The sequence below is a fragment of the Oscillibacter sp. GMB15532 genome (assembly GCF_041020825.1).
GTDB lineage: Bacteria > Bacillota > Clostridia > Oscillospirales > Oscillospiraceae > Oscillibacter.
Window position 1 is genome coordinate 141483 of the sequence record NZ_JBEVTO010000003.1, and the last position, 20537, is coordinate 162019.

Here is a 20537-nt window from a genome sequence, read left to right on the forward strand (position 1 = left end):
CCCAATCATGTTGGAAGAAAACCCAGCCGAAAGGAGTTGGCCGCTATCTGCCGACAGGAACGCATTTATGGGGAACTTGGGCGATCATTATTTTTTTCGTCTAAAACTGGTAGCGTTTTTCTTTCTTCAATGTGGCAAAAATTCTTATTCAGGTGCTGCCGCAGGAATGACCCGGCGCGACAGCACGGAAAAACTTCTTGCCCCTGCAAGGAGTCTGCATGTGATCGGTCAACTGTTTTTAATGATGAGCGCCGCAGTAAAGTTTCACCGAATCGGGGTTTCGGTCGTCACTTCTGCGGCGTCTTCTTTTCCGATTGTGCTTCCCGTGACTCCGGGGATTCATCAACCCTCCTTTTTTGTGGCACTCATCTTACAGCAGAACGTCGGCTCTTTGCTCCTCTTTGCGATCTCAGACAGAGGGCCTGCTGCTGAAAAAGGGTACGAATGTGAATTCCACCACCATCACTGCCTCGTCCCCTTCAAAGAGCCGCGTAAGTATTCGTCAGATCGAACATTTTGTTTGCACCGGCAAATCTGGTCCCGGCTGACAGGCGCTGCCTGTCGGCCTGATTCGGCTTGTCTCTGCTATCAAGCGGCGCCAATCCATGGCGGCCTGTTTTCAGAGGCTGGCGCGAAAATTTTTATTCTGTTATGCGGTACTGCCGCAATTATCTCAGCAACCTAGAAATTGTGTAGGTATATTTCACATTCTACTGCGCTTTTTTAAATAAATCAAATTTTTTTTCGTAGCTCCCAATGCAAAAAAGCCCAACGGCATAAGAACGCAGATATTTACAGCAATCTGACAATCGCAAATTTTACGATAAGATTGATTCTAATGTCGAATCAACCGATATATTTGTCTGGAAATCTAATACTACGATTATTTTTTTGCAGGAAAGTAATTATTGTTTAGCAATAAATTTTGAATTAATATATAAATTTTGAGTTAGATTAATTTTTGGTTTTTAGATATTATAGCTATACCGCTGGGTTCGGAGGCCTGGAAATTTGAATAAAAAACCGAGCAGCTATCCGGCGCCGGGGTGCCGGAGTCCACGGAGCAGAGCTCCGAAAAGGCGGGACCACAGATTGAGTTCACAACCGTAGCCTCGTTGGACAGGTCTTACGGGTTTTGCAGCAGATATTGCCACAGCATCAGTTCCGGATGGTGGGGAACGGCATCTTCATTGATGCGCTGTGGTATGGAAGAAGAAACGGAAACCAGTCACTCCAGCGTGTGACAAGTCATGAATAAGGGTGTCCTGCTGAAATCGTCGGTTTCACGACTGCGCGCTTTTTGGATTGAAAAGAAAGGAGACGATAAAATCATCCAAGTTAAAAAATTCACAGCAAAAACAGGTGCAAATTGAAAAGGGAGGCATATTTATGGCAAACGCATTATTAATTAATTCGGTAGAAGCATTCGAGCAGGCTCTTCCTATCATTCGCGCTTCTCAGGAGGAGTATGCTACCTTTACACAAGAGCAGGTAGATACTATCTGTGAAAAGGCCGCCATGGCGGTGTCCAAGATGCGGATTCCACTTGCTAAAATGGCCTGCGAGGAAACAGGCTACGGCATTGTTGTGGACAAGGTAACAAAGAATCAATATGCTTCCGAGCATATGTGGAATTATATGCGTCACGCGAAAACCTGCGGCATTATTGAAGAAAATCGTGCCTTTGGTACCAAGCGGGTGGCCTCTCCCAAGGGTGTAATCGCAGCCGTTACGCCTACCACCAATCCCACCTCTACCACCATTTTTAAAATGCTGGTTGCCCTGAAAACCAGAAATGCCATCATCCTCTCTCCGCATCCCCATGCTGTGAAATGTTCCATCGCCGCCGCTAAAATTATACGGGACGCCGCCATTGAGGCAGGGCTTCCGGAGCACGTAATCAGCTGGATCGAGACGCCCACCCTGGAAATTTCCGATGCGCTGATGAAGAATGTAGACCTGATTATGGCTACCGGCGGCGCCGGCATGGTTCATGCAGCCTATTCTTCCGGCACACCCGCCATCGGCGTGGGTCCCGGCAACTGCAACGTCGTCATCGACGAAACGGCAGATCTGCGGATGGCTGTGGAATCTATTATTCACTCCAAAACATTCGATAATGGAATGATCTGCGCCACAGAGCAGCATATCACGGTGCTGAGCAGCGTCTATGACGAGGTGAAGGCCTTACTGAAAGATGCCCGCTGCTATTTCCTGAATGATGAAGAGGCCGCCAAGGTGGCCAAGGTGTTCTACAATCCTAAGAATCACGGTGTAAATCCTCCCGCCGTTGGTCAGACCGCCGCTCGCCTTGCCGAGATGGCCGGAATTCAGGTGCCATATGATGCCAAGGTTCTGATTTACGAGACAAACGACACCTCCCACGAAAATCCCTGGGCCAATGAAAAGCTGACCACTCTGCTGGGTATGTTTAAGGCCGACACGCTGGACGAAGCCTTTGAGATCTGCGCAAAGCTGGTCTACGAGGGTGGCGCAGGCCATTCTGCCGCGCTGTACATAGACCCCACGGAAGAAAAGAAGATTGACCGCTTCGCCGAAAAAATGAAGGCCGGGCGCATCCTCATCAATACGCCTACCGCGTTTGGCGGCATCGGTGATCTGTATAACTTCGATATTGCTCCGTCGCTGACGTTAGGGCCCGGCTCTGTGGGTCACTCCGCGTACATGGGCAACACCAACTTCGAACAGTTGCTGGACATCAAGGTTGTTGCCAACCGGAAAGAAAATATGCTGTGGCTTCAGCTGCCCAAAAAGGTTTATCATAAGACCGGCTGCACCCCCGTGGCCCTGCGGGAAATGAAGCACGTTTATGATTTTAAACGCGCCTTTATCATTACCGACGCCAACCTCTATCAGATGGGCGCCTGTGATGCCATTCTCAACCAGCTGCATGATCTGGGGATTGAAACTGCTGAGTTCTTTGATATTCAGGTGGACCCGCAGATTCAAGACGCCATGAAGGGTCTGCCCAAGATGCACGAGTTTGAGCCTGATGTCATCATCGCTGTGGGCGGCGGCTCCGCAATCGACACCGCCAAGATCATGTGGATCATGTATGAGCATCCCGAAGAGGCGTTTTTGGATATGGCGACCATCTTCCTGGATATCCGCAAGAGAGTCCGCTTCTTCCCGCAGATGGGCGAGAAGGCCAAGTTGGTCTGCATCCCCACCACAGCCGGTACCGGTTCTGAGTGCACGCCGTTCACTATTATCTCTGACGCCAACACTGGCATGAAGTGGCCTCTGGTCGGCTATGAGATGATGCCTGAAATGGCCATTATCGATGCAGAGAACATGATGGCGCTTCCTCCGAGAGCGACCCAGGCCTCCGGCTACGACGTGCTGACGCACGCGGTGGAAGCCTATGTCTCCACCTTTGCCACCGAGTATACCGACGGCTTCTGCCGGGATGCCACAAAAATGGTATTCAATTATCTGCCGCGGGCCTATCGTTCTGCGTTCAAGGGCGCGAAGAGCGACCCCGTTGCCCGTGAGAAAATGGCCGACGCCTCCTGCCTGGCAGGCATTGGCTTCGCCAACGCATTCCTCGGGATCAACCATTCCCTGTCCCACAAGATCGGCGGTTGGTTCCACATCCCCCACGGAACCGCCAACGCGCTGCTGTTCCCCTATGTCTGCCGCTTCAATGCCCAGAAGCACCCCTATCATATGGGGACCTTCTCCCAGTATAAGTACCCGCAGGCGTTTGAGCGCTATGTCCAGCTGGGTGAACTCATCGGCGTCAAGGGTGCAACCGACGAGGAGACCTTTGAAAACTGGATCAAGGCTGCCGAACAGCTGAAAAAGGACGTGGATATTCCCGAGACGATCTGCGACTGGCTGGTGGAAGCACACCCCGAGAAGAAAGCCAAGGCGTGGGAAGCGGACTTCCTGGCCGCCGTCGACCAGATGTCCGAGTGGGCGTTCCACGACGCATGCACCGGCTGCAATCCCGTATACCCCAAGATTGAAGAGCTGAAGGCCTGTTACCTGAGAGCCTTCTACGGTAACGAGAAGTTCATTGAGAAGTTCGGCGATGTCCTGGAAGTAGCGGTCACGCTGCCCCTCGATACGCATGCAGCCTATCCCATGGGACTCTCCGCAGAAATCGGCGTGGACAAAGTCGGCGGGTTTATTTGATCACCAGCAATTTCTTTGCCGCCTCAATTTCTCAGGAAGCCGGCGCCTGCCGGCGCCGGCTTCCTGACCGTTTGGTAAGTTGGAGGATATCCGATGAATATGTTGAATCTTCCCAAAAAGGTTTATTTTAAGAATGGCTGTGCAAATGTGGCTTTGCGGGAACTAAGCGAAGTCTATCATATGAAGCGCGCGCTTCTGGTATCAAATCCGAGACTGTATCGGAATGGCATCGTTTCTTCGATTGGTCGGCAGCTGCGAAAGCAGGGCATCCGCACGGCTGAATTTTTCTCCATAGGCGCCGTGCCGTCCTTTGCCGACCTCCGCAGCGGCCTGCCAAAGCTGTTGGAATTCGAGCCGGACGTGATCGTGGGCATCGGCGGCGGCGCGGCGATGAGTGCCGCCAAGGCGCTCTGGCTGCTGTATGAGAATCCGGAATTAGATTTGGCGGCGGCAGCAGAATCTCCCGCCCGCATTCGTACCGGCATGAAAGCAAAGCAGGTGCTGGTGGCCACTTCCTTTGGCAGCGGGGCACAGAGCTCCCCATTTTGCGTGCTGAAAAATGATTCCGGGGATATCTGCGTTATCAATAGTTTCGAGCTGCTTCCGGAAATTTCGGTCACGGATGCCCGTTTCACCGAAAGTCTGTCTCCGGCGCAGATCAAGGCCTGCGGACTTGCCACGCTCTCGCAGTCGATTCGGGCATTTGCTAGCCCCGATTGCTGCGAATATACGCAGGGATTGTTGGGGCAGGCAGTAAGGGCGGTGCTAAGCAATCTGAAGGCTGCTGAAGGCGGTTGTCCTGTCGCGCTGGAAAAGCTTCATAACGCGGCGGCGCTTGCAGGTGCGGCTTACGGGAACGGGATGGAATCTATTGATTTCGCAGCGCCGTTTTATCCGTTGACCACAGAAAAAGCCACCCAGCGGGATCGCATAGAAACGCTGGCCCATGACCTGAACTTATCAGGGATTCAAACGCTGTGGGAGGCCTGTGAGGCGCTTTTCTAAAAGATTGCAGGCAAGCTGGCGGCCCTATTACCGTCCATCCTATGGCGTCCAGACGTATGCACTACTCTGAAAGGTCTATCACTATGAACTATCCGTATAAAACACGGGAGGGCGGGGCAACAATCACGATTTTTGTTCCGTATGACTGCCGCAACCACTGTCCCTTTTGTATCAACAAGGGCGAATATGCAAATCCGGACGGTTTTTCTGTTGAAAAAATCTGCCAGAGCATTGAGCGGATGAATGCCGTCACACCTCACTGCGACTATGTGTTTACGGGGGGAGAGCCTCTTGCCAATCTGGATTCTCTCCAGATAATGCTGGATAAGATTCCTGCCACACACAAGGTCTACATCAATACCACACTTCCTGTGTCCGAGTATCAGTCCGAGGAGGACATCGTGGCGTTTACCCAGCGGAACCGGGAGAAAATCACCTGCATGAATGTCTCCCGCCATATGCAGCGGTATGTGGTGGAGTCCAACGATCAGCTGCTGGCCAAGCTGGCGGTTCCTTTCCGGATTAACTGCGTCCTCTATCAGGATTATCCTGTGGCGGCTCTGATCCCCTATCTGGACCGGTTCAGCAACATTCCCGGCAGCTCTGTCCAATTCCGGTTTGACTACACCGCCACCACGCCCGATAACCTTTACGAGGAGACGGGCGACCAGATTTTGCAGGATTTGAAGAGAATTGCCGTCTACACCGGACTGGAAGGCTGCCGGATGCGCTGCGGTTTTCATTTTGATTACCGCGGTCTGGAGCTAACCTACCACAAGACCCTCCCATATAGCACCATTGTAGAGCAGGACCCCAGGAGCGGTGTGACCTACGCTGTTTTGTACGATATCCTTATCAAACAGAACGGCGACATTCACTCCGACTGGGACGGCACACCGCTGAACCTGGAAGCGTACCGCAGCGCCGTGTTTGAGCCTCATGATCTGAAGTGGCTGGCCCGAATTGCATAAGCAACTGATAAACGCGGCGCAGCAATGCTGCGCCGCCTTTACCTGAACTTTGGTATCTTGACAGGTTTAAAGCTGTCCGCGCATGACGAACTCCCCGGAACGTAACTGTCGGCAGGTTCCGGGGAATTTTTTTGCTCTAAAGCGAGGCATTATTGGATGTACCTGTAATTTACATCTAAAATTTTTATATTTCCCAACTCAACGCTTTCAAAATAATATGGGTTTTCAGACAAGTTTCCTCTTACCAGAACATCATAGCTCATCTCAATTTCGATGGGAATAAGCTTTTGGGAATAGGTGTCAACGACATCAATAAACAGCACTGAAGTTCGGCTGTGCTTTTGAAACAGCTCCGGCGGAATATAATTTGAGGAGGTATCGGATAAGGATACATTCAGCAGGACAAGAGTATTGGGAACCTTATTGTAATTGAGAAAATCAAGCAGCTTCTTCTCAGATCCCTCCGTTAGCGTAAAATGGGAGTGGCCCATGTAAAGGCCGGTTTCACCGTCGAAAACATCAAGAAAACTATCTGTTATTTTGTTGTACATTACATCGCCCCCTTAGTATCAGGATATATGCGACTGGCCTTCAGAATAAAATGCTTTTCTCTTTTTAAGGCACGTATGTAAATAATGTGGCGGCGCTTTTCCGCGTAGCTGGCGGGTTCCCGTGGCAGAGGTTTTAAAGTTTCCGTTAAGAACCTCACTGCCGAGAGCGAGGCGAAGAAATAAATCAATCCCCCGTAGGAGCCGGCCGGTTCTTGCGGGGAAATTTTTTGTGTGCAATTCCGTGTCCAAATTCGTGTGCAATTTTTAAGATTTTGTGTGCAAATGCTTTAACGTGTGAAATTAAACAGTTGCCATTGCTAAAACCGCCAATCCATTGCCGTCCTAAGTAAAAATAAAAGAAGCCCTGATTTCTCAAGGCTCCTTTTTGGTGGAGGTGGGGGGAGTTGAACCCCCGTCCGAAAACACTTTAACGAGACGTTCTCCGGGCGCAGGCGGTTATTTTGGAAGTCTTTCTCTCCCAGTTCCCCTCTCCGCCGGCAAGCCGTCACGCCGGCGGGTCAGGTGAGCTTCATAATTTATGGTACGCGCAAAGCTTTGCGTACGCACATTTACCGCTAAACGACGCCCTTCCCGGCTCGCGGTCCTTCCGGGTCGGACGGCTGCCTAATTAGGCAGCGTAAGCAACAGTATTATTGTTGTTTAATTTATAATTTGCCCGTTTTTTGGATGACAGGCGCATCCGCCCGCTGGTCCCGCCTCCATATCCCCGTCGAAACCGGTACACCCCCATATATTGCCGCGCGGCGCGCCCTGCCAGCCGCTCCACCACGGCGGCGAAAAACAATGGCGCGAACCCTCGCAGACAGTTAGAATGGGTGCTTGGATCTGAATGCGGATTGCTCTTTTGAAATTATAACATACTCCCACCCGGAAGTATGTTACAATTTCATGAAATTTATGTCTTTGTCAGCTTTGCCATCAGTTTCATCGGGGTCAGCTTCGCCGCCAGCCGGTAAAACTTATAAAACGCCGTGGGGGTATAGATGCTTCTGCGGCGTTTTGCCGCCAGCAGCGCACCATGGGCCACCCGCACCTGATCGCAGTAGGGGAGGAGCTCAAACATTTTCGAGTTGCCGGTGATTCCGCCCGTGTCACAAAACTCCGTGGCCATGGGGCCGGGACACACGGCGGTGACAGAGATGCCGCGCCCGCGAAGCTCCTCGCCCAGCCCCACGGTAAAGTGGGAGACAAACGCCTTGGTAGAGGAGTAGACCGTCATCCGGGCGTTGGGACAGAAGGCGGCGATGGAGGACACGTCCAGAATCCGCCCGCCCCGGGGAACATAGGGAAGCGTCAGGCCGGTGACAGCGGTGAGCGCCCGCAGGTTCAGATCGATCATGCGGGTTTGAAGCACCGTGTCCGTCTCGCCCAGATTGCCCCAGTAGCCCACGCCCGCGTTATTCACCAGCAAAAGCACCTCCGGCTGCTCGGATAAAAGCTTTTCCTGCAACACGGTAAAGCTCATGGGGTCGCACAAATCCAGCCCCAGACACAGCGCCGGACGGGGCAGGGACTTTGCCAGCTCCTCCAGCCGGTCCCGCCGTCGGGCAATGAGCCAGAGCTGCTCCACCTCCGGGTATTCGGAGATAAGCTGGCGGGTAAACTCCCGGCCCAGCCCCGAGGACGCGCCGGTAACGATGGCGATTTTCATAAAACGCGCTCCCTTTCCTTGAAAATCAGGCAACCGCCGCGCTTAGCGCTCGGCCTTTTTCTCCGGAGCGGGATATTCCACGCCTTGGGTATCCACCCGGATGGAGGCAATGACCTCCGGGGTTTGGGGCTTGTCGCTGAAATCCACCTTCACCTTGGAGATGCGCACGGCCTCGTCTGCGCCCTCAGTCACCTTGCCAAAAGCGGCATACTGCCCGTCCAGATGGGGCGCGTCGTCCACCATGACGAAAAACTGGCTGCCCGCGGTGTTGGGAGCCATGGTCCGGGCCATGGACAAAACGCCCAGCGTGTGAACCACATCGTTTTGGGCAAAGCCGTTGCCGGAGAACTCGCCGGCGATGGAATAGCCGGGTCCGCCGGTGCCGGTGCCCTGAGGGCAGCCGCCCTGAATCATAAAGCCGGGAATGCAGCGATGGAAAATCAGCTTGTCGTAATAGCCGGAGTTGGCCAGCGCGATGAAGTTATTCACCGTGTTGGGGGCCTTGTCGGGATACAGCTCTGCCTTCATCACCGCGCCGTTTTCCATGGTAATAGTGGCAATGGGATTTTTCATTTCAGACATATTAAAAATTCCTTTCTTTCATTGGGTTTTCAATCAAGTGCCGCGTGCCGAGGAGAGCAAGTGACTGCGCAGCCGGGAACTCAGCGGTTCCGCTCCTTCATGTGGCGGTCCATCTCCCGTTCCGCGTCCCTCTTGGCAATGGTTTCGCGCTTGTCGTAATTCTTCTTGCCGCGGCAGGCGCCGATTTCAAGCTTCACCCTTGCATCCTTGAAATAGACGGACAGGGGAATGAGAGTATATCCGTCCTGCTTCACAAGTGCCTGAAGCTTTCGGATTTCCGACTTGTGCATCAAAAGCTTCCGGACCCGTTCGGGGTTGCGGTTAAAGATGTTGCCCTTTTCGTAGGGAGAGATATGCATGCCGTTGACAAACAGCTCGCCGTCCTGAATGGAGCACCAGGCATCCTTCAGGTTCAGCGTTCCGGCCCGGATGGACTTCACCTCCGTGCCGAACAGCTCGATGCCCGCCTCGAATTTCTCCTCCACGAAGTAATCGTGGTACGCCTTGCGGTTTTGGGCCGCAATTTTGATTCCCTTCTTCTCCGTGGAAAGCGCCTCCCTTCGGGTTCCGTTCTGTAAGATGATGGTAGTTTAGCATAATCCTGCCCAATCTTCAAGTAAAAGAAACGTTGTCATCCCTTTGGTTCTTTGCTATAATGGCTAAAGATAATAATAAAGAAGCGAAGGTGCCTTTAAAATGGTTGAAAATCTGGAAGAAACAGTCCTCTCCCGGCAGGATGTATTTACCGGGAAGCTGCTGAACGTCCATGTGGATCAGGTGCGTCTGCCCGATGGGAAGACCGCTTTCCGGGAGGTGGCGGACCATTGCCCGTGCGTCGCCGTGGTAGCGCTGGACGGGGCAAACAATGTTTTGACCGTGATACAGTACCGCTATGCCTTCGGCAGAACGCTGCTGGAGATTCCGGCGGGAAAGCTGGAGGAGGGCGAGGAACCGGCCGCAGGCGCCCTGCGGGAGCTGCTGGAGGAAACGGGCGCGGTTCCGGATGAGCTTTTGCCCATGGGAAAAATCCTGCCCTCCCCGGGCTGTCTGGGAGAGGAGCTGTATCTCTTCCTAGCCCGGGGCCTTACAATGGGCGAGGCCCGGCCCGACGAGGACGAGTTTCTCCGGCTGGAGCGCATTCCCATGGAGGAGCTGGCGCACCGCTGCCTTCGGGGCGAGATTGAGGACGGGAAAACCGTTGCCGCCGTTTTGAAGGCCAAGCTGTTACTGAACCTTTGACAAGCTGAGAGAGGAGACTCCATGGAACCGAAAAAGACAGTATTGATCGTGGAGGACGAGAAAAATATCGTGGACATCATCTGCTTTAACCTCCAGCGGGAGGGCTATGCCACGCTGGAGGCATACGACGGGGAGGACGGGCTGGAAAAAGCACAAACAGAAAAGCCGGACTTAATCCTTCTGGACGTGATGCTGCCCAAGATGAACGGCTTTGACGTGTGTCGTGCCCTGCGGGAGAGCCGTAACAACGTACCCGTGGTGATTCTCACCGCACGAGAGGAAGAGACAGACAAGGTTCTTGGCCTTGAAATCGGGGCAGACGACTATATCACAAAACCCTTTTCCATGCGGGAGCTGATTGCCCGCGTGGGTGCGAATATCCGAAGGCTTGGCATGGCAGCTCCCCTTGCGGCCTCCGCCGCCGAGGCGGCCATGACCGTGGCGGGGGATTTGGCCATCAATACCGACAGCCATCAGGTGTTCCGCAGCGGGGAGGTCATCGAGCTGACCCAGCGGGAATACGAGCTGTTGACCTTTCTTGCAAGCCACCCCAACAAGGTATACGCCCGCATCGATCTGATGGAGCAGGTGTGGAACTATGGCTACGTGGGTGACGACGCCCGCACCGTGGACGTGACTGTCCGGCGTCTGCGGGAGAAAATCGAAACGGACCCGGCAAACCCCCGCTACATTCTCACCCGGCGCGGGGCGGGCTATTATTTCGCGACATAAAGCCGGAAACGGTCCCTGAAACAGGTGGGGAATATCCCGGGGCAAGGCCCCCGGATTTCCGGAAGGAAGAGAGGCGCCAGCCGTGTTCAAAAGTCTCCACATGAAGCTGATGCTGATTATGCTGCTGTTGATTACCTCGCTGATGGCCACGGTGGGCGCATTCCTCACCACCAACGTCGCCAGCTTTTACATCGACAGCTTTTTTGAGCAGATGAACGATATGTTCGGCTCCACATCGGAGGCGGACGGCGTTGCTGCGGCTAAAAATGCCAGCTTTATGGCGGACCTTCTGGCCGCCGCCGACGCGCCGGAGGGCGCGGTCCAGATGCAGAAAATTCTGGAGGCCAACGCCGGAAGCCTCGGCATCGACTATCGCTCCCGGAACTATTACGTGCTGGACGGAGCTTCCGGCGCGGTGCTGGCGGAGTCGGGGGAGAGCGGCGGGATTCTCGCGTCCACGCCAAACCTAATTAAGGCCCTCAACGGCGAGGTGGGGGACCGCAGCGACCTGACCGAGGACTACATGGATGTGGCTATCCCCATTTCCGGGGAGGAAGGGCGCTACATCATCTATATACTGGACAACCGGGACACCGTGTCCAACCTCAATAGTCAGCTTTTTACCATCATCATGCAGGCGTTGGTGATCGGGCTTTTGATTTCCGTGCTGTTCAGCTATCTCCTCAGTAAAACCCTCGTCGGCCCCATTGAAAAGGTGACGGAGGGCGCGGAGCGGCTGGCAGGGGGAGACTTTGGAAACAAGCTGCCGGTGGAATCGCCGGACGAAATCGGGATTCTCACCGGAACCTTCAACCACATGGCGGACGTGCTGCAGGACAGCCTGAACGCCGTGGAAAACGAGCGGAACAAGCTCGATACCCTCTTCCTGCACATGACCGACGGCGTGGCCGCCTTTGACCACGACGGGAAGCTGATCCACTGCAACCCCGCCGCCACGGCGCTTTTGCAGCGCTCTGTGCCGAAGGAAACGATTTACGACGAGCTGTTTGGTGCCGTGTATCCGCTGGAGCAGATACTGGCCCTTCAGCGGCCCAACTATGCGGATACGGAGATGGTGGTGGGGGAGAAGACGCTGGAGGCATACTTCGCCCCGTTTTCCGATCAGGTGAGCGGTGGCGTGCTGGTGGTTTTGCATGACGAGACGGAGCACCATCGCAGCGAGGAGCGGCGCAAGGAATTTGTGGCCAATGTCTCCCATGAGCTGCGCACCCCCCTCACCAACGTGCGGAGCTATGCCGAAACATTGCGGGACAGCGGGGGAGATATCCCCCAGAACACCGCTGACAATTTCCTGGACATCATCATCAACGAGACGGACCGCATGACCCATATCGTGCAGGACCTGTTGACTCTTTCCCGGCTGGACGCGGGGAACACGGAGATGAGCTGCGCCCGGTTCGACTTTGGTGATGCCATCACCAGTGTGGTCCGGGCCAACGCGCTGGAGGCGCAGCACCACGGCCACGAGCTGAAGCTGGAGCCGGCCCAGACCCTGCCCATCATCGAGGGCGACCGCCAGCGGCTGGAGCAGGTGATGATGAATATTTTAGGCAACGCCATCAAATACACGCCCGACGGCGGATGCATTCTGGTTACTGCCGGGACCACCGAGGAGCATGTGTGGATGGAGGTGGCGGACGACGGTATCGGCATCCCGGAAAAAGACCGGGAGCACGTGTTCGAGCGGTTTTACCGGGTGGACAAGGCCCGCTCGCGGGAGTCCGGCGGAACAGGCCTGGGTCTTTCCATCGCCAAGGAGATTGTGGAGCGGCATCAGGGCACCATCCGGCTGGTTCGCCACGAGGGGCCGGGCACTACGGTCCGGCTGACGCTGCCCCTCCGCCAGACCCGGCGGGAGGCATGACGCAAGGAGACAGGAAGGAGGGCGGACATGGACCAAAGAGCGAAAAAGCGGCGGAACCGTTTGCAAAATATCGCCATCGTCCTGCTGAGTGTCTCCGCCGTGGCGCTGTTTGTCCAGACGCAGCTGTTTAACCTGCGGACTGACGGGGGCTATCTCTCCGACCTGTTTTCCTCGGGCTCGGTCGAAAAAACCCAGAGTGTTTCCGGGCTGACGGATCTTGAGCTGCCCGCGCGGGTGGCCGTTACAGGAGCTTACGGACGCTGGGCCGGACTGGCCCTGACCACCGGGGATGAGGATTTTTCAAAGCCGGGAAATCTTTTGATGGAGGCGCTGGGCTCTGCCGGAACAATGAAAAAGTGCGGCGTGGAGGATTTCCGCGCCGCGCTGCGAATGGGGACGGATGCCGGCGGCTCCATCTATTATGACTTTGGCGGCGCACTGCCATTGTCCATCTTGTCAGGGGTGGTAGGCGCACAGTGGAGCGGAGGGGAGATCTCCGCCCGCCGGGTGCTGGTACAGGTAAATGAAAACGTGGTGCGCCTGTTCGCATGGGACGGGGAGAGCGCCTGCTTTGTCTGCACCACGGCCATTTCCACCGAAGCCGTGAGAGAGCTGGTGCGGGAGTATTCTCTTGGAAGTGCATGGTTTGCTTTTGACCGTCCGGAGAGTGACGGGCATGTGGCCGACTTTTCTCTCTTTTCCGACCAGCTTGACCCTCCTGTAAATCTTTCCGTCTCCGCCGGGATTGCGGATCCCGACGCAGTGCTGGAGGCCCTGTCCTTCAACCCTCACACCAACGCCCGGTATCCGGAGCCCTCCGGCGCGGAGGTGGTGGTGGAAGGAGATCGAAACCTGCGCATCTACCCCGATGGAGCGCTTTCCTATCAGGGCGGCAGCGGAACGCTGCGCATTGCATCCGAGGAAGAGGCCCCCACGGAGACGGAAACCGTGGTGGGCGTTTATCAGCTTCTGAATGGGCTGCTGCCCGACCAGAGCAGCGGGGCATTGTTTTTACAGGAGTTTGCTGCCGCCGAGGATTCCGTCACGCTGCACTTTGGCTATCAGTACGCGGGGATTCCCATCCGCTTTGCGGACGGGGGTTTTGCCGCAGAGGTGACGCTGGAGGGGGCGTCGATTGTCCGGCTGACCCTGCGGGTGCGGCAGTATACCCCCGCCGAAAGCGGAGAGAGCCTGCTGCCGCTGGCGCAGGCGCTGTCCATCGCCCGGGCCTGGCCGGGGCGGGAGCTTGCCGTCCGTTATGTGGACGGGGGGAGCACTGCTGCCGCCCAGTGGCTGGCAGAGTAAGAAACAGGGAGAGGAGCGGAGAATTATGGAGACGCATCGCCTGAAAAGTATCATCATTCTCACGCTTTTGCTGATGAACGTGTTCCTTCTGGGAACGCTGGGAATGCGTCAGGTGCAGCAGACCGCTGCCCGGCGGCAGGCCACGGAGGAGCTGGTGAAGCTCTTTGCCGCCGAGGGCATGACCCTCAGCGAAGCCGCCGTTACCTTTGACCCGCCTCCCCCGACACTGACACTGGAGCGGGACGCGGAGGCGGAGAAGTCCGCCGCCGCCGTTTTTCTTGGCACGGAGCTGATTGTCGCGGATGAGGGGGGAGGCATTTTGACCTACACCTCCGCGCTGGGACGGGCGGTTTTCCGCGCCTCCGGGGCGTTTGAAATTGTGGGGGAGCTGGGAAAAACCCCCGCCAACCTGGTTCGCCGCTTTTGCCGCAGCTATGAATGTGAGGCACCGGACGAGTGGCTTGATGCCTCCGGCAGCGGCTCTGTCACCGTAAACCGGCTGTGCAGGGGCTATCCAGTGGAGGCCTGCACCGTCACATTTTTAGCGGAAAACAATGTTCTGCGTTCCGTCAGCGGCACCTTTCTTCCTCTGCACTCCACGGCGGTGCAGGGAGAGAGCCTGCTGACCGCTTCCACCGCCCTTACCGCGTTTTTGGAGGCGCGGCGGACCTCCGGCGCGGTGGTCAGCGCCGTCAAGGGGCTGACACCCTGTTACGAGCTGCAAAATACCGCCTCCGCCCTGACGCTGACGCCCCTGTGGCGTGTGGATACAGACGCGGTGGATTACTATGTGAACTGTGTCACCGGTGCCGTGGATCACGCGTAAAAATTGGAATAAAAAGGGAACTTTTGTCGAAGCGAAACACCTCTTGAAGAGCTTGAAAGTTTTGATTGTGTTTCTTGAAATGTGTGGTAAAATGTGTTATGGTAACTGTGCGCCGGGCGCACCGCGCCTGCCTGCGGCCGCTTTGTGGCTATGGCGGGGAAAGCCTGCTGAGACGGGCGGCGCGGACGTGAAAAAATTGACTTGTTTTGGACCCTGTTTTCGGTATGGAAGTCCCATCTGGGGGTACAATGAACACAGACGGTCCGTTTTGACGTAAAAGAGAGGGTTTTGGGTTTGACAAAATATATCGTTCGGGGCGGCAAGCCCCTGTTTGGCGAGGTGGAGATCAGCGGCGCGAAAAACGCGGCTGTTGCCATCCTCCCCGCCGCGCTTTTGGTGGAGGGAGTGTGCCGCATTGAAAACATCCCTCAGATCTCCGACGTGCATTTGTTTTACACCATTTTGGACGAGCTGGGCGCGTCTGTCCGCGCAATTAATCCCCATACGGTAGAGATTGACTGCACCCATATCCGCTCTACACGCACCTCCTATGAGATGGCGCGGCGCATTCGTGCGTCCTATTACCTGATCGGTGCGCTGCTGGGCCGTTTTGCCCGGGCCGACGTGGCCATGCCCGGCGGATGCAATTTTGGCGTGCGGCCCATCGATCAGCACATCAAGGGATTTAAGGCGCTTGGCGCGGACGTGACGGTGGAGGGCGGCTTTATTCACGCCTCCTGCCGGGAGCCCCGGCTTCACGGAGCCAACATTTATCTGGATGTGGTTTCGGTGGGCGCTACTATGAACATTATGATGGCTGCCGTTCTGGCGGAGGGCCCTACTGTGATTGAAAACGCGGCGAAGGAGCCCCATATCGTGGATTTGGCCAACTTTTTAAACTCTATGGGGGCCAATGTCCGGGGTGCGGGCACCGACACTATTAAAATTCAGGGCGTTTCCCGTCTTTTGGGCGGAAGCTATGCCATTATCCCCGACCAGATTGAGGCGGGTACCTACATGGCGGCGGTTGCCGCCACCGGCGGACAGATTCTGGTGAAGAATATTATTCCCAAGCACATGGATTGTATCACCGCCAAGCTGCAGGAGTGCGGCGTGGAGGTGGAGGAACGGGAGGATACGCTGCTGGTCCGGCGCAGCGAGCCGCTGCACCAGACCAACGTGAAAACCATGCCGTATCCCGGCTTTCCCACGGATATGCAGCCGCAGATGACCACGGTGCTCTCTCTTGCCGAGGGAACGTCGCTGGTGACGGAAAGCGTTTGGAACAACCGATACCGCTATGTAGACGAGCTCAAGCGCATGGGTGCGTCCATTCAGGTGGACGACAAGACTGCGGTGGTTCAGGGCGTGGACTATCTCACCGGCGCGCCCATTCAGGCCTGCGACCTGCGGGCGGGCGCGGCGCTTGTCATCGCGGCGCTGGCCGCCAAGGGTGAGTCCGAAATCAGTCAGGTGCAATATATCGAGCGGGGCTATGAGCGCATTGTTGATAAGCTCCGCAGTCTGGGAGCCGACATTCGCGTGGTGGAGGAGCCGGGAGAGAATGAGCAGCTGGAGGCCCACATCGGCTGAGCCGTCCAGATCAGAAGTGCATAACGCATCAGGCGTTTTATGGAGTTACTACCGCGTCCGCGATGGAGGTCGCCGACTTTCGTCGACACTCTCCGTCACGGACGCATTTTTATCACCGGGCGGGCGCCGCCCGAATTCAACACGCACGGGGGACTTTTTTTGACGATTTTACATACGCTTGCCAGCGGCTCTTCGGGAAACGCCGCCCTGCTGGAAAAGGACGGCGTTTGTCTTCTTTTGGACGCGGGCATTTCCTGCCGCCGGATTACCTCCGCGCTGCGGGAGCTGGGTCGGTCGCTGGACGACCTGTCCGGCATTTTGATTACCCACACCCACGCGGATCATATTGCCGGGCTGCAAACTCTTTTAAAGCGGTGGGACGGCCCGGTATACGCCAGCGAAGCGGCGGGGCGTGACCTGCGGCGGCGATTGGCGGGCATTGAAAACCGCCTGTCACCCTTTGTCATGGGCGATCGGTTCACCGTGGACGGCTGCGATGTGGACGCATTTCCCACCTCCCACGACGCCCCCGGCTCCGCCGGTTTCCGGGTGGGGGACTTCGGCCTGTTGACCGACACGGGGATTGTCACCGACGAGGCCGCGGAGGTGCTTTGCGGCGTACCGCTGCTGATGCTGGAGGCCAATCACGACGTAGATATGCTGCGGGGCGGGGCATACCCCTATTTCTTAAAGCGACGGATTCTTGGCGATGAGGGGCATTTGAGCAATGAGGCGGCGGCCCGGTTTGCCGTCCGCTCGTGCCGGTCCGGGACGGAGGAGCTGGTTCTGGCGCACCTGAGCCGAGACAACAACACGCCGGAGACGGCTCTTTGTGCCGTGTCCGCTGCGCTGGCGGAGGCAGGGGAAGGCCCGGCGCTGTCCGTTGCGGAGCGGGAGTGTACAGGCCCCTGCCATCAGGTGACGGAGGGCGTATGCAAAAGGTAAGCATTCTGTGCGTGGGGAAGCTAAAGGAGAAGTTCTACGCGGACGCGGCGGCGGAGTATTTGAAGCGTCTGTCGCGGTATTGTAAGGCGGAAATCGTGGAGCTGCCGGAAGCGCGGCTCAGAGAAGCGCCGTCCCCGGCGGAAATTGAGCGGGCGCTTCTTGAGGAAGCAGGCCGGGTGGAGGAGAGGCTCCCCAAATCCGGTGCGCTGATCGCCCTGTGCATCGAGGGAAAAACGCTTTCCTCCCCGGCTTTTGCGGAGGCGCTGGGCGGTTTTGCCGTGTCCGGCGCATCTCAACTCACCTTTTTGATCGGCGGCAGCGTGGGGCTGCATCAAAGCCTGAAAGACAGAGCTGATTTGCGCCTGTCCATGTCGCCCATGACCTTTCCCCACCATCTGGCCCGGGTGATGCTGCTGGAGCAGCTGTACCGGGCGTATCAGATTCAAGCAGGCGGACGATATCACAAGTGAGTTAACTTTTATTCCTAATAAATTTTTGATTTTGCAGAAGGAGGGACCCAATGAAAAACGAGAACAACTGGGGTCTGCGCCAAAGTGACCTGCCGGAGGGTTGGCCCACAGGATCGAACGGAGAGCCGGAGCGGGCGGAGCTGCTGATTTCTGCACAGTCGGAGCTGGGGGGCGGCGCCGACGTGCTGCTGTCCATGCTGAATGGCTGTGGCATTCCCGCATTTAAATCCGGCACACTTGGTAAGGTGATTTTTGGCTTTGCCGGACGGGGCGTGGATATCTACGTGCCCCAATCCCTGCTGGAGGACGCTAAGGCGATTCTGGACAATCCGGCCCAACCGGTCGACGAAGAATAAGGAGGAAAATTTCATGGAGTTCATGCGGGAATATGAAAAGTGGCTGAACAGCCCCGCCTTGTCTCAGGCGGAAAAGGACGAGCTGTCCGCCCTGAAAAACGACGCCAAGGAAATCGAAGCCCGGTTTTACGGCCCGCTGGAGTTCGGCACCGCCGGACTGCGTGGGATTATGGCCGTGGGCCTGCATAATATGAACGTCCATGTCATCCGCCATGCCACCCAGGCCTTCGCCCAGGTGATTCTGGCGGAGGGCGGTGATGCGGCGAAGCGGGGCGTCGCCATTTGCATGGACTGCCGGGAGGGCTCTGTGGACTTTGCCCGGGAAGCGGCGGGGGTCTGCGTTGCAAACGGGGTGTCCGTGCGGATTTTTGACGCGCTGCGTCCTACGCCAGAGCTGAGCTTCGCCGTGCGGGAATACGGCTGCATCGCGGGCATCAACGTCACCGCCAGCCATAACCCCAAGGAGTACAACGGTTACAAGGTCTATTGGGAGGACGGGGCCCAACTCCCGCCCCACCACGCGGCGGCTGTTGCAAAAAAGATGACGGAAATTGATATCTTCACCGGCGTGAAGGCGCTGGGCTGGGACGAGGCGCTGGCTACCGGGCTTGTCACCGTGATGGGGGAGGAGACGGACCGGCGGTTTATGGAAGAGGTCACCGCCATGATCAATGACCGGGAAACCGTCGCCAAGGTGGCGGATACCTTTAAGCTGGTATACACCCCGTTCCACGGCTGCGGCTACAAGCTGGTGCCGGAGGCCCTGCGGGCGCTGGGGGTAAAGCACATTCTGTGCGAGCCAAAGCAGATGGTGATTGACGGGACCTTCCCCACCGTGAAATCCCCCAATCCGGAGAACCCGGAGGGGTTTTATCTGGCGGTTGACCTTGCCCGGGAAAACGACGTGGATTTCATCGTGGGCACTGACCCGGACAGCGACCGGGTGGGCATCATGGTGCGGGATAAGGACGGGGAGTACCGCCCCGTCACGGGGAACCAGACGGGCGTGCTGCTGCTGGACTATCTCATCGGGGCAATGCGCCGGGCGGGACGGCTGCCGGAGCGGCCCGTGGCGCTGAAAACCATCGTTACCACGGAGATGGCGCGGAAGGTTGCGGAGTCCAACGGCGTGGAGTGCTTTGATACTTTCACCGGCTTCAAGTTTATGGCGGAGAAGAAGAACGCGCTGGAAGCGGCAGGGGAGGGGAAGGTCATCTTCTCCTACGAAGAATCCTACGGCTATATGCTGGGCGATTACGTCCGGGACAAGGACGCGGTGACGGCCTCCATGCTGCTGACCGAAATGGCCGCGTGGTATGCCGCGCAGGGAATGACGCTGTTTGACGCGCTGGAGAAGCTCTATGAAAAGTACGGCCAGTATGGGGAGAAGACCTATAATCTGGTGATGCCGGGGCTGGACGGATTGAAGGACATGGCGGAGCTGATGCGTGGCCTGCGGGAAAATCCGCCTGCCGCCATTGACGGCGTGAAGGTGGCGGTGCGCAAGGACTATGCCGACGGGTCCGTGGTGGACTGCGCAACCGGGACAAAGACCGACATGGAGCTGTCCGGGTCCAATGTGCTGCGCTTTGAGCTGGCGGACGGAACCACGATTCTGGTCCGCCCTTCCGGCACGGAGCCGAAAATCAAGGTGTACATCCTGACACAGGGGGCCAATCGGGCCGATTGCGACGCGAATATCGAAAAATATGGCGCTTGGGCCGCGTCACTGCAAAAGTGATGGCGGGAGGGGAAGAATCCGGCGTCAGGCTGCGGCTGTATGCCTCCGAGTGTCCCCGAAACGACTTTTATCTGGAACGGGTGGAGCAAATGGCCCGAGAACTGGGCCTTGCGTGCACAGTGGAGAAAATCATGGACGAGGCGGATATTGCGGCTCATGGATTTGACAGCGTGTGCCAGCCCTCCTACTGTCCCGGCTGCCGGGCAAACCACATGACGCTGGACGACCCAGACGGACTGTATCTCCCGGTTCTTACGGGGAACGAAAAGCCCCTGTTCTGGAATGTCCCCCCGTCGGACGAAGCGCTTCGCACCGCGCTGGAACAATTTCTGTAAAGCTGAAAAGCCGGGACCTGCCAACACGGCAGGTCCCGGTTTTTTGTATGTGAAGTTTTGTGGGATTACGATTTCTATATAGAGTTCGTGCTAAAGACGCGGGGCGGAGAGATTGCCAATTGTCTCTCCGCCCATCAGTGGACAAGAAACCGGGCAGGGACGAAAGTC

Annotated in this window: 19 protein-coding genes and 1 other RNA gene; 15 read left to right on the forward strand and 5 right to left on the reverse strand. The window is 56.7% G+C overall.

Features of this window, described 5'->3' with window-relative positions; translation table 11 throughout:
- Positions 1-7: 7 nt before the first annotated feature.
- The 4 genes from ABVS15_RS04980 to ABVS15_RS04995 all read left to right on the forward strand — a co-directional run bounded on the left by ABVS15_RS04980 (position 8) and on the right by ABVS15_RS04995 (position 6137).
- The gene (locus ABVS15_RS04980) at positions 8-685 is read left to right on the forward strand and encodes a hypothetical protein (protein WP_369282652.1); all 678 of its coding nucleotides are present in this window, start codon (positions 8-10) and stop codon (positions 683-685) included.
- Positions 686-1389: 704 nt separating this feature from the next.
- Complete coding sequence (adhE, locus tag ABVS15_RS04985; RefSeq protein ID WP_369282653.1) at positions 1390-4161, forward strand: bifunctional acetaldehyde-CoA/alcohol dehydrogenase; 2772 nt, start codon at positions 1390-1392, stop codon at positions 4159-4161.
- 93 nt (positions 4162-4254) lie between these two features.
- On the forward strand, positions 4255-5166 hold the full coding sequence (locus ABVS15_RS04990) for an iron-containing alcohol dehydrogenase (protein WP_369282654.1): 912 nt from the start codon (positions 4255-4257) through the stop codon (positions 5164-5166).
- A gap of 83 nt (positions 5167-5249) precedes the next feature.
- Positions 5250-6137 (forward strand): hypothetical protein, encoded by an 888-nt coding sequence (locus ABVS15_RS04995; protein ID WP_369282655.1) that lies wholly within the window; start codon positions 5250-5252, stop codon positions 6135-6137.
- A 149-nt stretch (positions 6138-6286) separates the two neighbouring features.
- Here ABVS15_RS04995 and ABVS15_RS05000 read toward each other — a convergent pair whose 3' ends face one another.
- The 5 genes from ABVS15_RS05000 to smpB all read right to left on the reverse strand — a co-directional run bounded on the left by ABVS15_RS05000 (position 6287) and on the right by smpB (position 9427).
- Positions 6287-6688 (reverse strand): hypothetical protein, encoded by a 402-nt coding sequence (locus tag ABVS15_RS05000; protein WP_369282656.1) that lies wholly within the window; start codon positions 6686-6688, stop codon positions 6287-6289.
- Positions 6689-7074: 386 nt separating this feature from the next.
- Positions 7075-7437, reverse strand: a transfer-messenger RNA (tmRNA) gene (ssrA, locus tag ABVS15_RS05005).
- 167 nt (positions 7438-7604) lie between these two features.
- On the reverse strand, positions 7605-8360 hold the full coding sequence (locus tag ABVS15_RS05010; RefSeq protein WP_369282657.1) for an SDR family NAD(P)-dependent oxidoreductase: 756 nt from the start codon (positions 8358-8360) through the stop codon (positions 7605-7607).
- Between the two features lie 42 nt (positions 8361-8402).
- Complete coding sequence (locus tag ABVS15_RS05015) at positions 8403-8933, reverse strand: peptidylprolyl isomerase (RefSeq protein WP_369282788.1); 531 nt, start codon at positions 8931-8933, stop codon at positions 8403-8405.
- An 89-nt stretch (positions 8934-9022) separates the two neighbouring features.
- Complete coding sequence (gene smpB, locus ABVS15_RS05020; RefSeq protein ID WP_293008446.1) at positions 9023-9427, reverse strand: SsrA-binding protein SmpB; 405 nt, start codon at positions 9425-9427, stop codon at positions 9023-9025.
- Between the two features lie 211 nt (positions 9428-9638).
- On the opposite strand from smpB, the gene ABVS15_RS05025 reads away from it, so the two are divergent.
- The 11 genes from ABVS15_RS05025 (at position 9639) to ABVS15_RS05075 (ending at position 20369) form a co-directional block, all read left to right on the forward strand.
- Entirely contained in the window at positions 9639-10181 is a 543-nt protein-coding gene (locus ABVS15_RS05025; protein WP_369282658.1) for an NUDIX domain-containing protein, read from the forward strand.
- A gap of 21 nt (positions 10182-10202) precedes the next feature.
- Positions 10203-10913, forward strand: a complete 711-nt coding sequence (locus ABVS15_RS05030; RefSeq protein ID WP_369282659.1) for a response regulator — start codon at positions 10203-10205, stop codon at positions 10911-10913.
- An 82-nt stretch (positions 10914-10995) separates the two neighbouring features.
- Complete coding sequence (locus ABVS15_RS05035; protein ID WP_369282660.1) at positions 10996-12798, forward strand: ATP-binding protein; 1803 nt, start codon at positions 10996-10998, stop codon at positions 12796-12798.
- A 27-nt stretch (positions 12799-12825) separates the two neighbouring features.
- Positions 12826-14103, forward strand: a complete 1278-nt coding sequence (locus ABVS15_RS05040; RefSeq protein ID WP_369282661.1) for a hypothetical protein — start codon at positions 12826-12828, stop codon at positions 14101-14103.
- Positions 14104-14128: 25 nt separating this feature from the next.
- Positions 14129-14929: a hypothetical protein gene (locus tag ABVS15_RS05045; RefSeq protein WP_369282662.1), complete on the forward strand. Its 801-nt coding sequence runs from the start codon at positions 14129-14131 to the stop codon at positions 14927-14929.
- A 294-nt stretch (positions 14930-15223) separates the two neighbouring features.
- Positions 15224-16522, forward strand: a complete 1299-nt coding sequence (locus ABVS15_RS05050; protein ID WP_369282663.1) for a UDP-N-acetylglucosamine 1-carboxyvinyltransferase — start codon at positions 15224-15226, stop codon at positions 16520-16522.
- Between the two features lie 159 nt (positions 16523-16681).
- The gene (locus ABVS15_RS05055) at positions 16682-17467 is read left to right on the forward strand and encodes an MBL fold metallo-hydrolase (RefSeq protein ID WP_369282664.1); all 786 of its coding nucleotides are present in this window, start codon (positions 16682-16684) and stop codon (positions 17465-17467) included.
- Positions 17455-17937: a 23S rRNA (pseudouridine(1915)-N(3))-methyltransferase RlmH gene (gene rlmH / locus ABVS15_RS05060; protein ID WP_369282665.1), complete on the forward strand. Its 483-nt coding sequence runs from the start codon at positions 17455-17457 to the stop codon at positions 17935-17937. The genes ABVS15_RS05055 and rlmH overlap by 13 nt, the downstream gene beginning before the upstream one ends.
- A 50-nt stretch (positions 17938-17987) precedes the next feature.
- Positions 17988-18293 (forward strand): hypothetical protein, encoded by a 306-nt coding sequence (locus tag ABVS15_RS05065; protein WP_369282666.1) that lies wholly within the window; start codon positions 17988-17990, stop codon positions 18291-18293.
- Positions 18294-18306: 13 nt separating this feature from the next.
- The gene (locus tag ABVS15_RS05070) at positions 18307-20034 is read left to right on the forward strand and encodes a phospho-sugar mutase (protein ID WP_369282667.1); all 1728 of its coding nucleotides are present in this window, start codon (positions 18307-18309) and stop codon (positions 20032-20034) included.
- The gene (locus tag ABVS15_RS05075) at positions 20034-20369 is read left to right on the forward strand and encodes a hypothetical protein (protein ID WP_369282668.1); all 336 of its coding nucleotides are present in this window, start codon (positions 20034-20036) and stop codon (positions 20367-20369) included. Before ABVS15_RS05070 ends, ABVS15_RS05075 begins: the two co-directional genes overlap by 1 nt.
- The last annotated feature ends 168 nt before the right edge of the window (positions 20370-20537 follow it).

What these genes read in the sequence shown, in the direction of transcription:
- ABVS15_RS04980 (WP_369282652.1), top strand. Translation starts at nt 8, where the DNA reads ATGTTGGAAGAAAACCCAGCCGAAAGGAGTTGGCCGCTATCTGCCGAC.
- adhE (WP_369282653.1), top strand. Translation starts at nt 1,390, where the DNA reads ATGGCAAACGCATTATTAATTAATTCGGTAGAAGCATTCGAGCAGGCT.
- ABVS15_RS04990 (WP_369282654.1), top strand. Translation starts at nt 4,255, where the DNA reads ATGAATATGTTGAATCTTCCCAAAAAGGTTTATTTTAAGAATGGCTGT.
- ABVS15_RS04995 (WP_369282655.1), top strand. Translation starts at nt 5,250, where the DNA reads ATGAACTATCCGTATAAAACACGGGAGGGCGGGGCAACAATCACGATT.
- ABVS15_RS05000 (WP_369282656.1), bottom strand. Translation starts at nt 6,688, where the DNA reads ATGTACAACAAAATAACAGATAGTTTTCTTGATGTTTTCGACGGTGAA.
- ABVS15_RS05010 (WP_369282657.1), bottom strand. Translation starts at nt 8,360, where the DNA reads ATGAAAATCGCCATCGTTACCGGCGCGTCCTCGGGGCTGGGCCGGGAG.
- ABVS15_RS05015 (WP_369282788.1), bottom strand. Translation starts at nt 8,933, where the DNA reads ATGAAAAATCCCATTGCCACTATTACCATGGAAAACGGCGCGGTGATG.
- ABVS15_RS05025 (WP_369282658.1), top strand. Translation starts at nt 9,639, where the DNA reads ATGGTTGAAAATCTGGAAGAAACAGTCCTCTCCCGGCAGGATGTATTT.
- ABVS15_RS05030 (WP_369282659.1), top strand. Translation starts at nt 10,203, where the DNA reads ATGGAACCGAAAAAGACAGTATTGATCGTGGAGGACGAGAAAAATATC.
- ABVS15_RS05040 (WP_369282661.1), top strand. Translation starts at nt 12,826, where the DNA reads ATGGACCAAAGAGCGAAAAAGCGGCGGAACCGTTTGCAAAATATCGCC.
- ABVS15_RS05045 (WP_369282662.1), top strand. Translation starts at nt 14,129, where the DNA reads ATGGAGACGCATCGCCTGAAAAGTATCATCATTCTCACGCTTTTGCTG.
- rlmH (WP_369282665.1), top strand. Translation starts at nt 17,455, where the DNA reads ATGCAAAAGGTAAGCATTCTGTGCGTGGGGAAGCTAAAGGAGAAGTTC.
- ABVS15_RS05065 (WP_369282666.1), top strand. Translation starts at nt 17,988, where the DNA reads ATGAAAAACGAGAACAACTGGGGTCTGCGCCAAAGTGACCTGCCGGAG.
- ABVS15_RS05070 (WP_369282667.1), top strand. Translation starts at nt 18,307, where the DNA reads ATGGAGTTCATGCGGGAATATGAAAAGTGGCTGAACAGCCCCGCCTTG.
- ABVS15_RS05075 (WP_369282668.1), top strand. Translation starts at nt 20,034, where the DNA reads ATGGCGGGAGGGGAAGAATCCGGCGTCAGGCTGCGGCTGTATGCCTCC.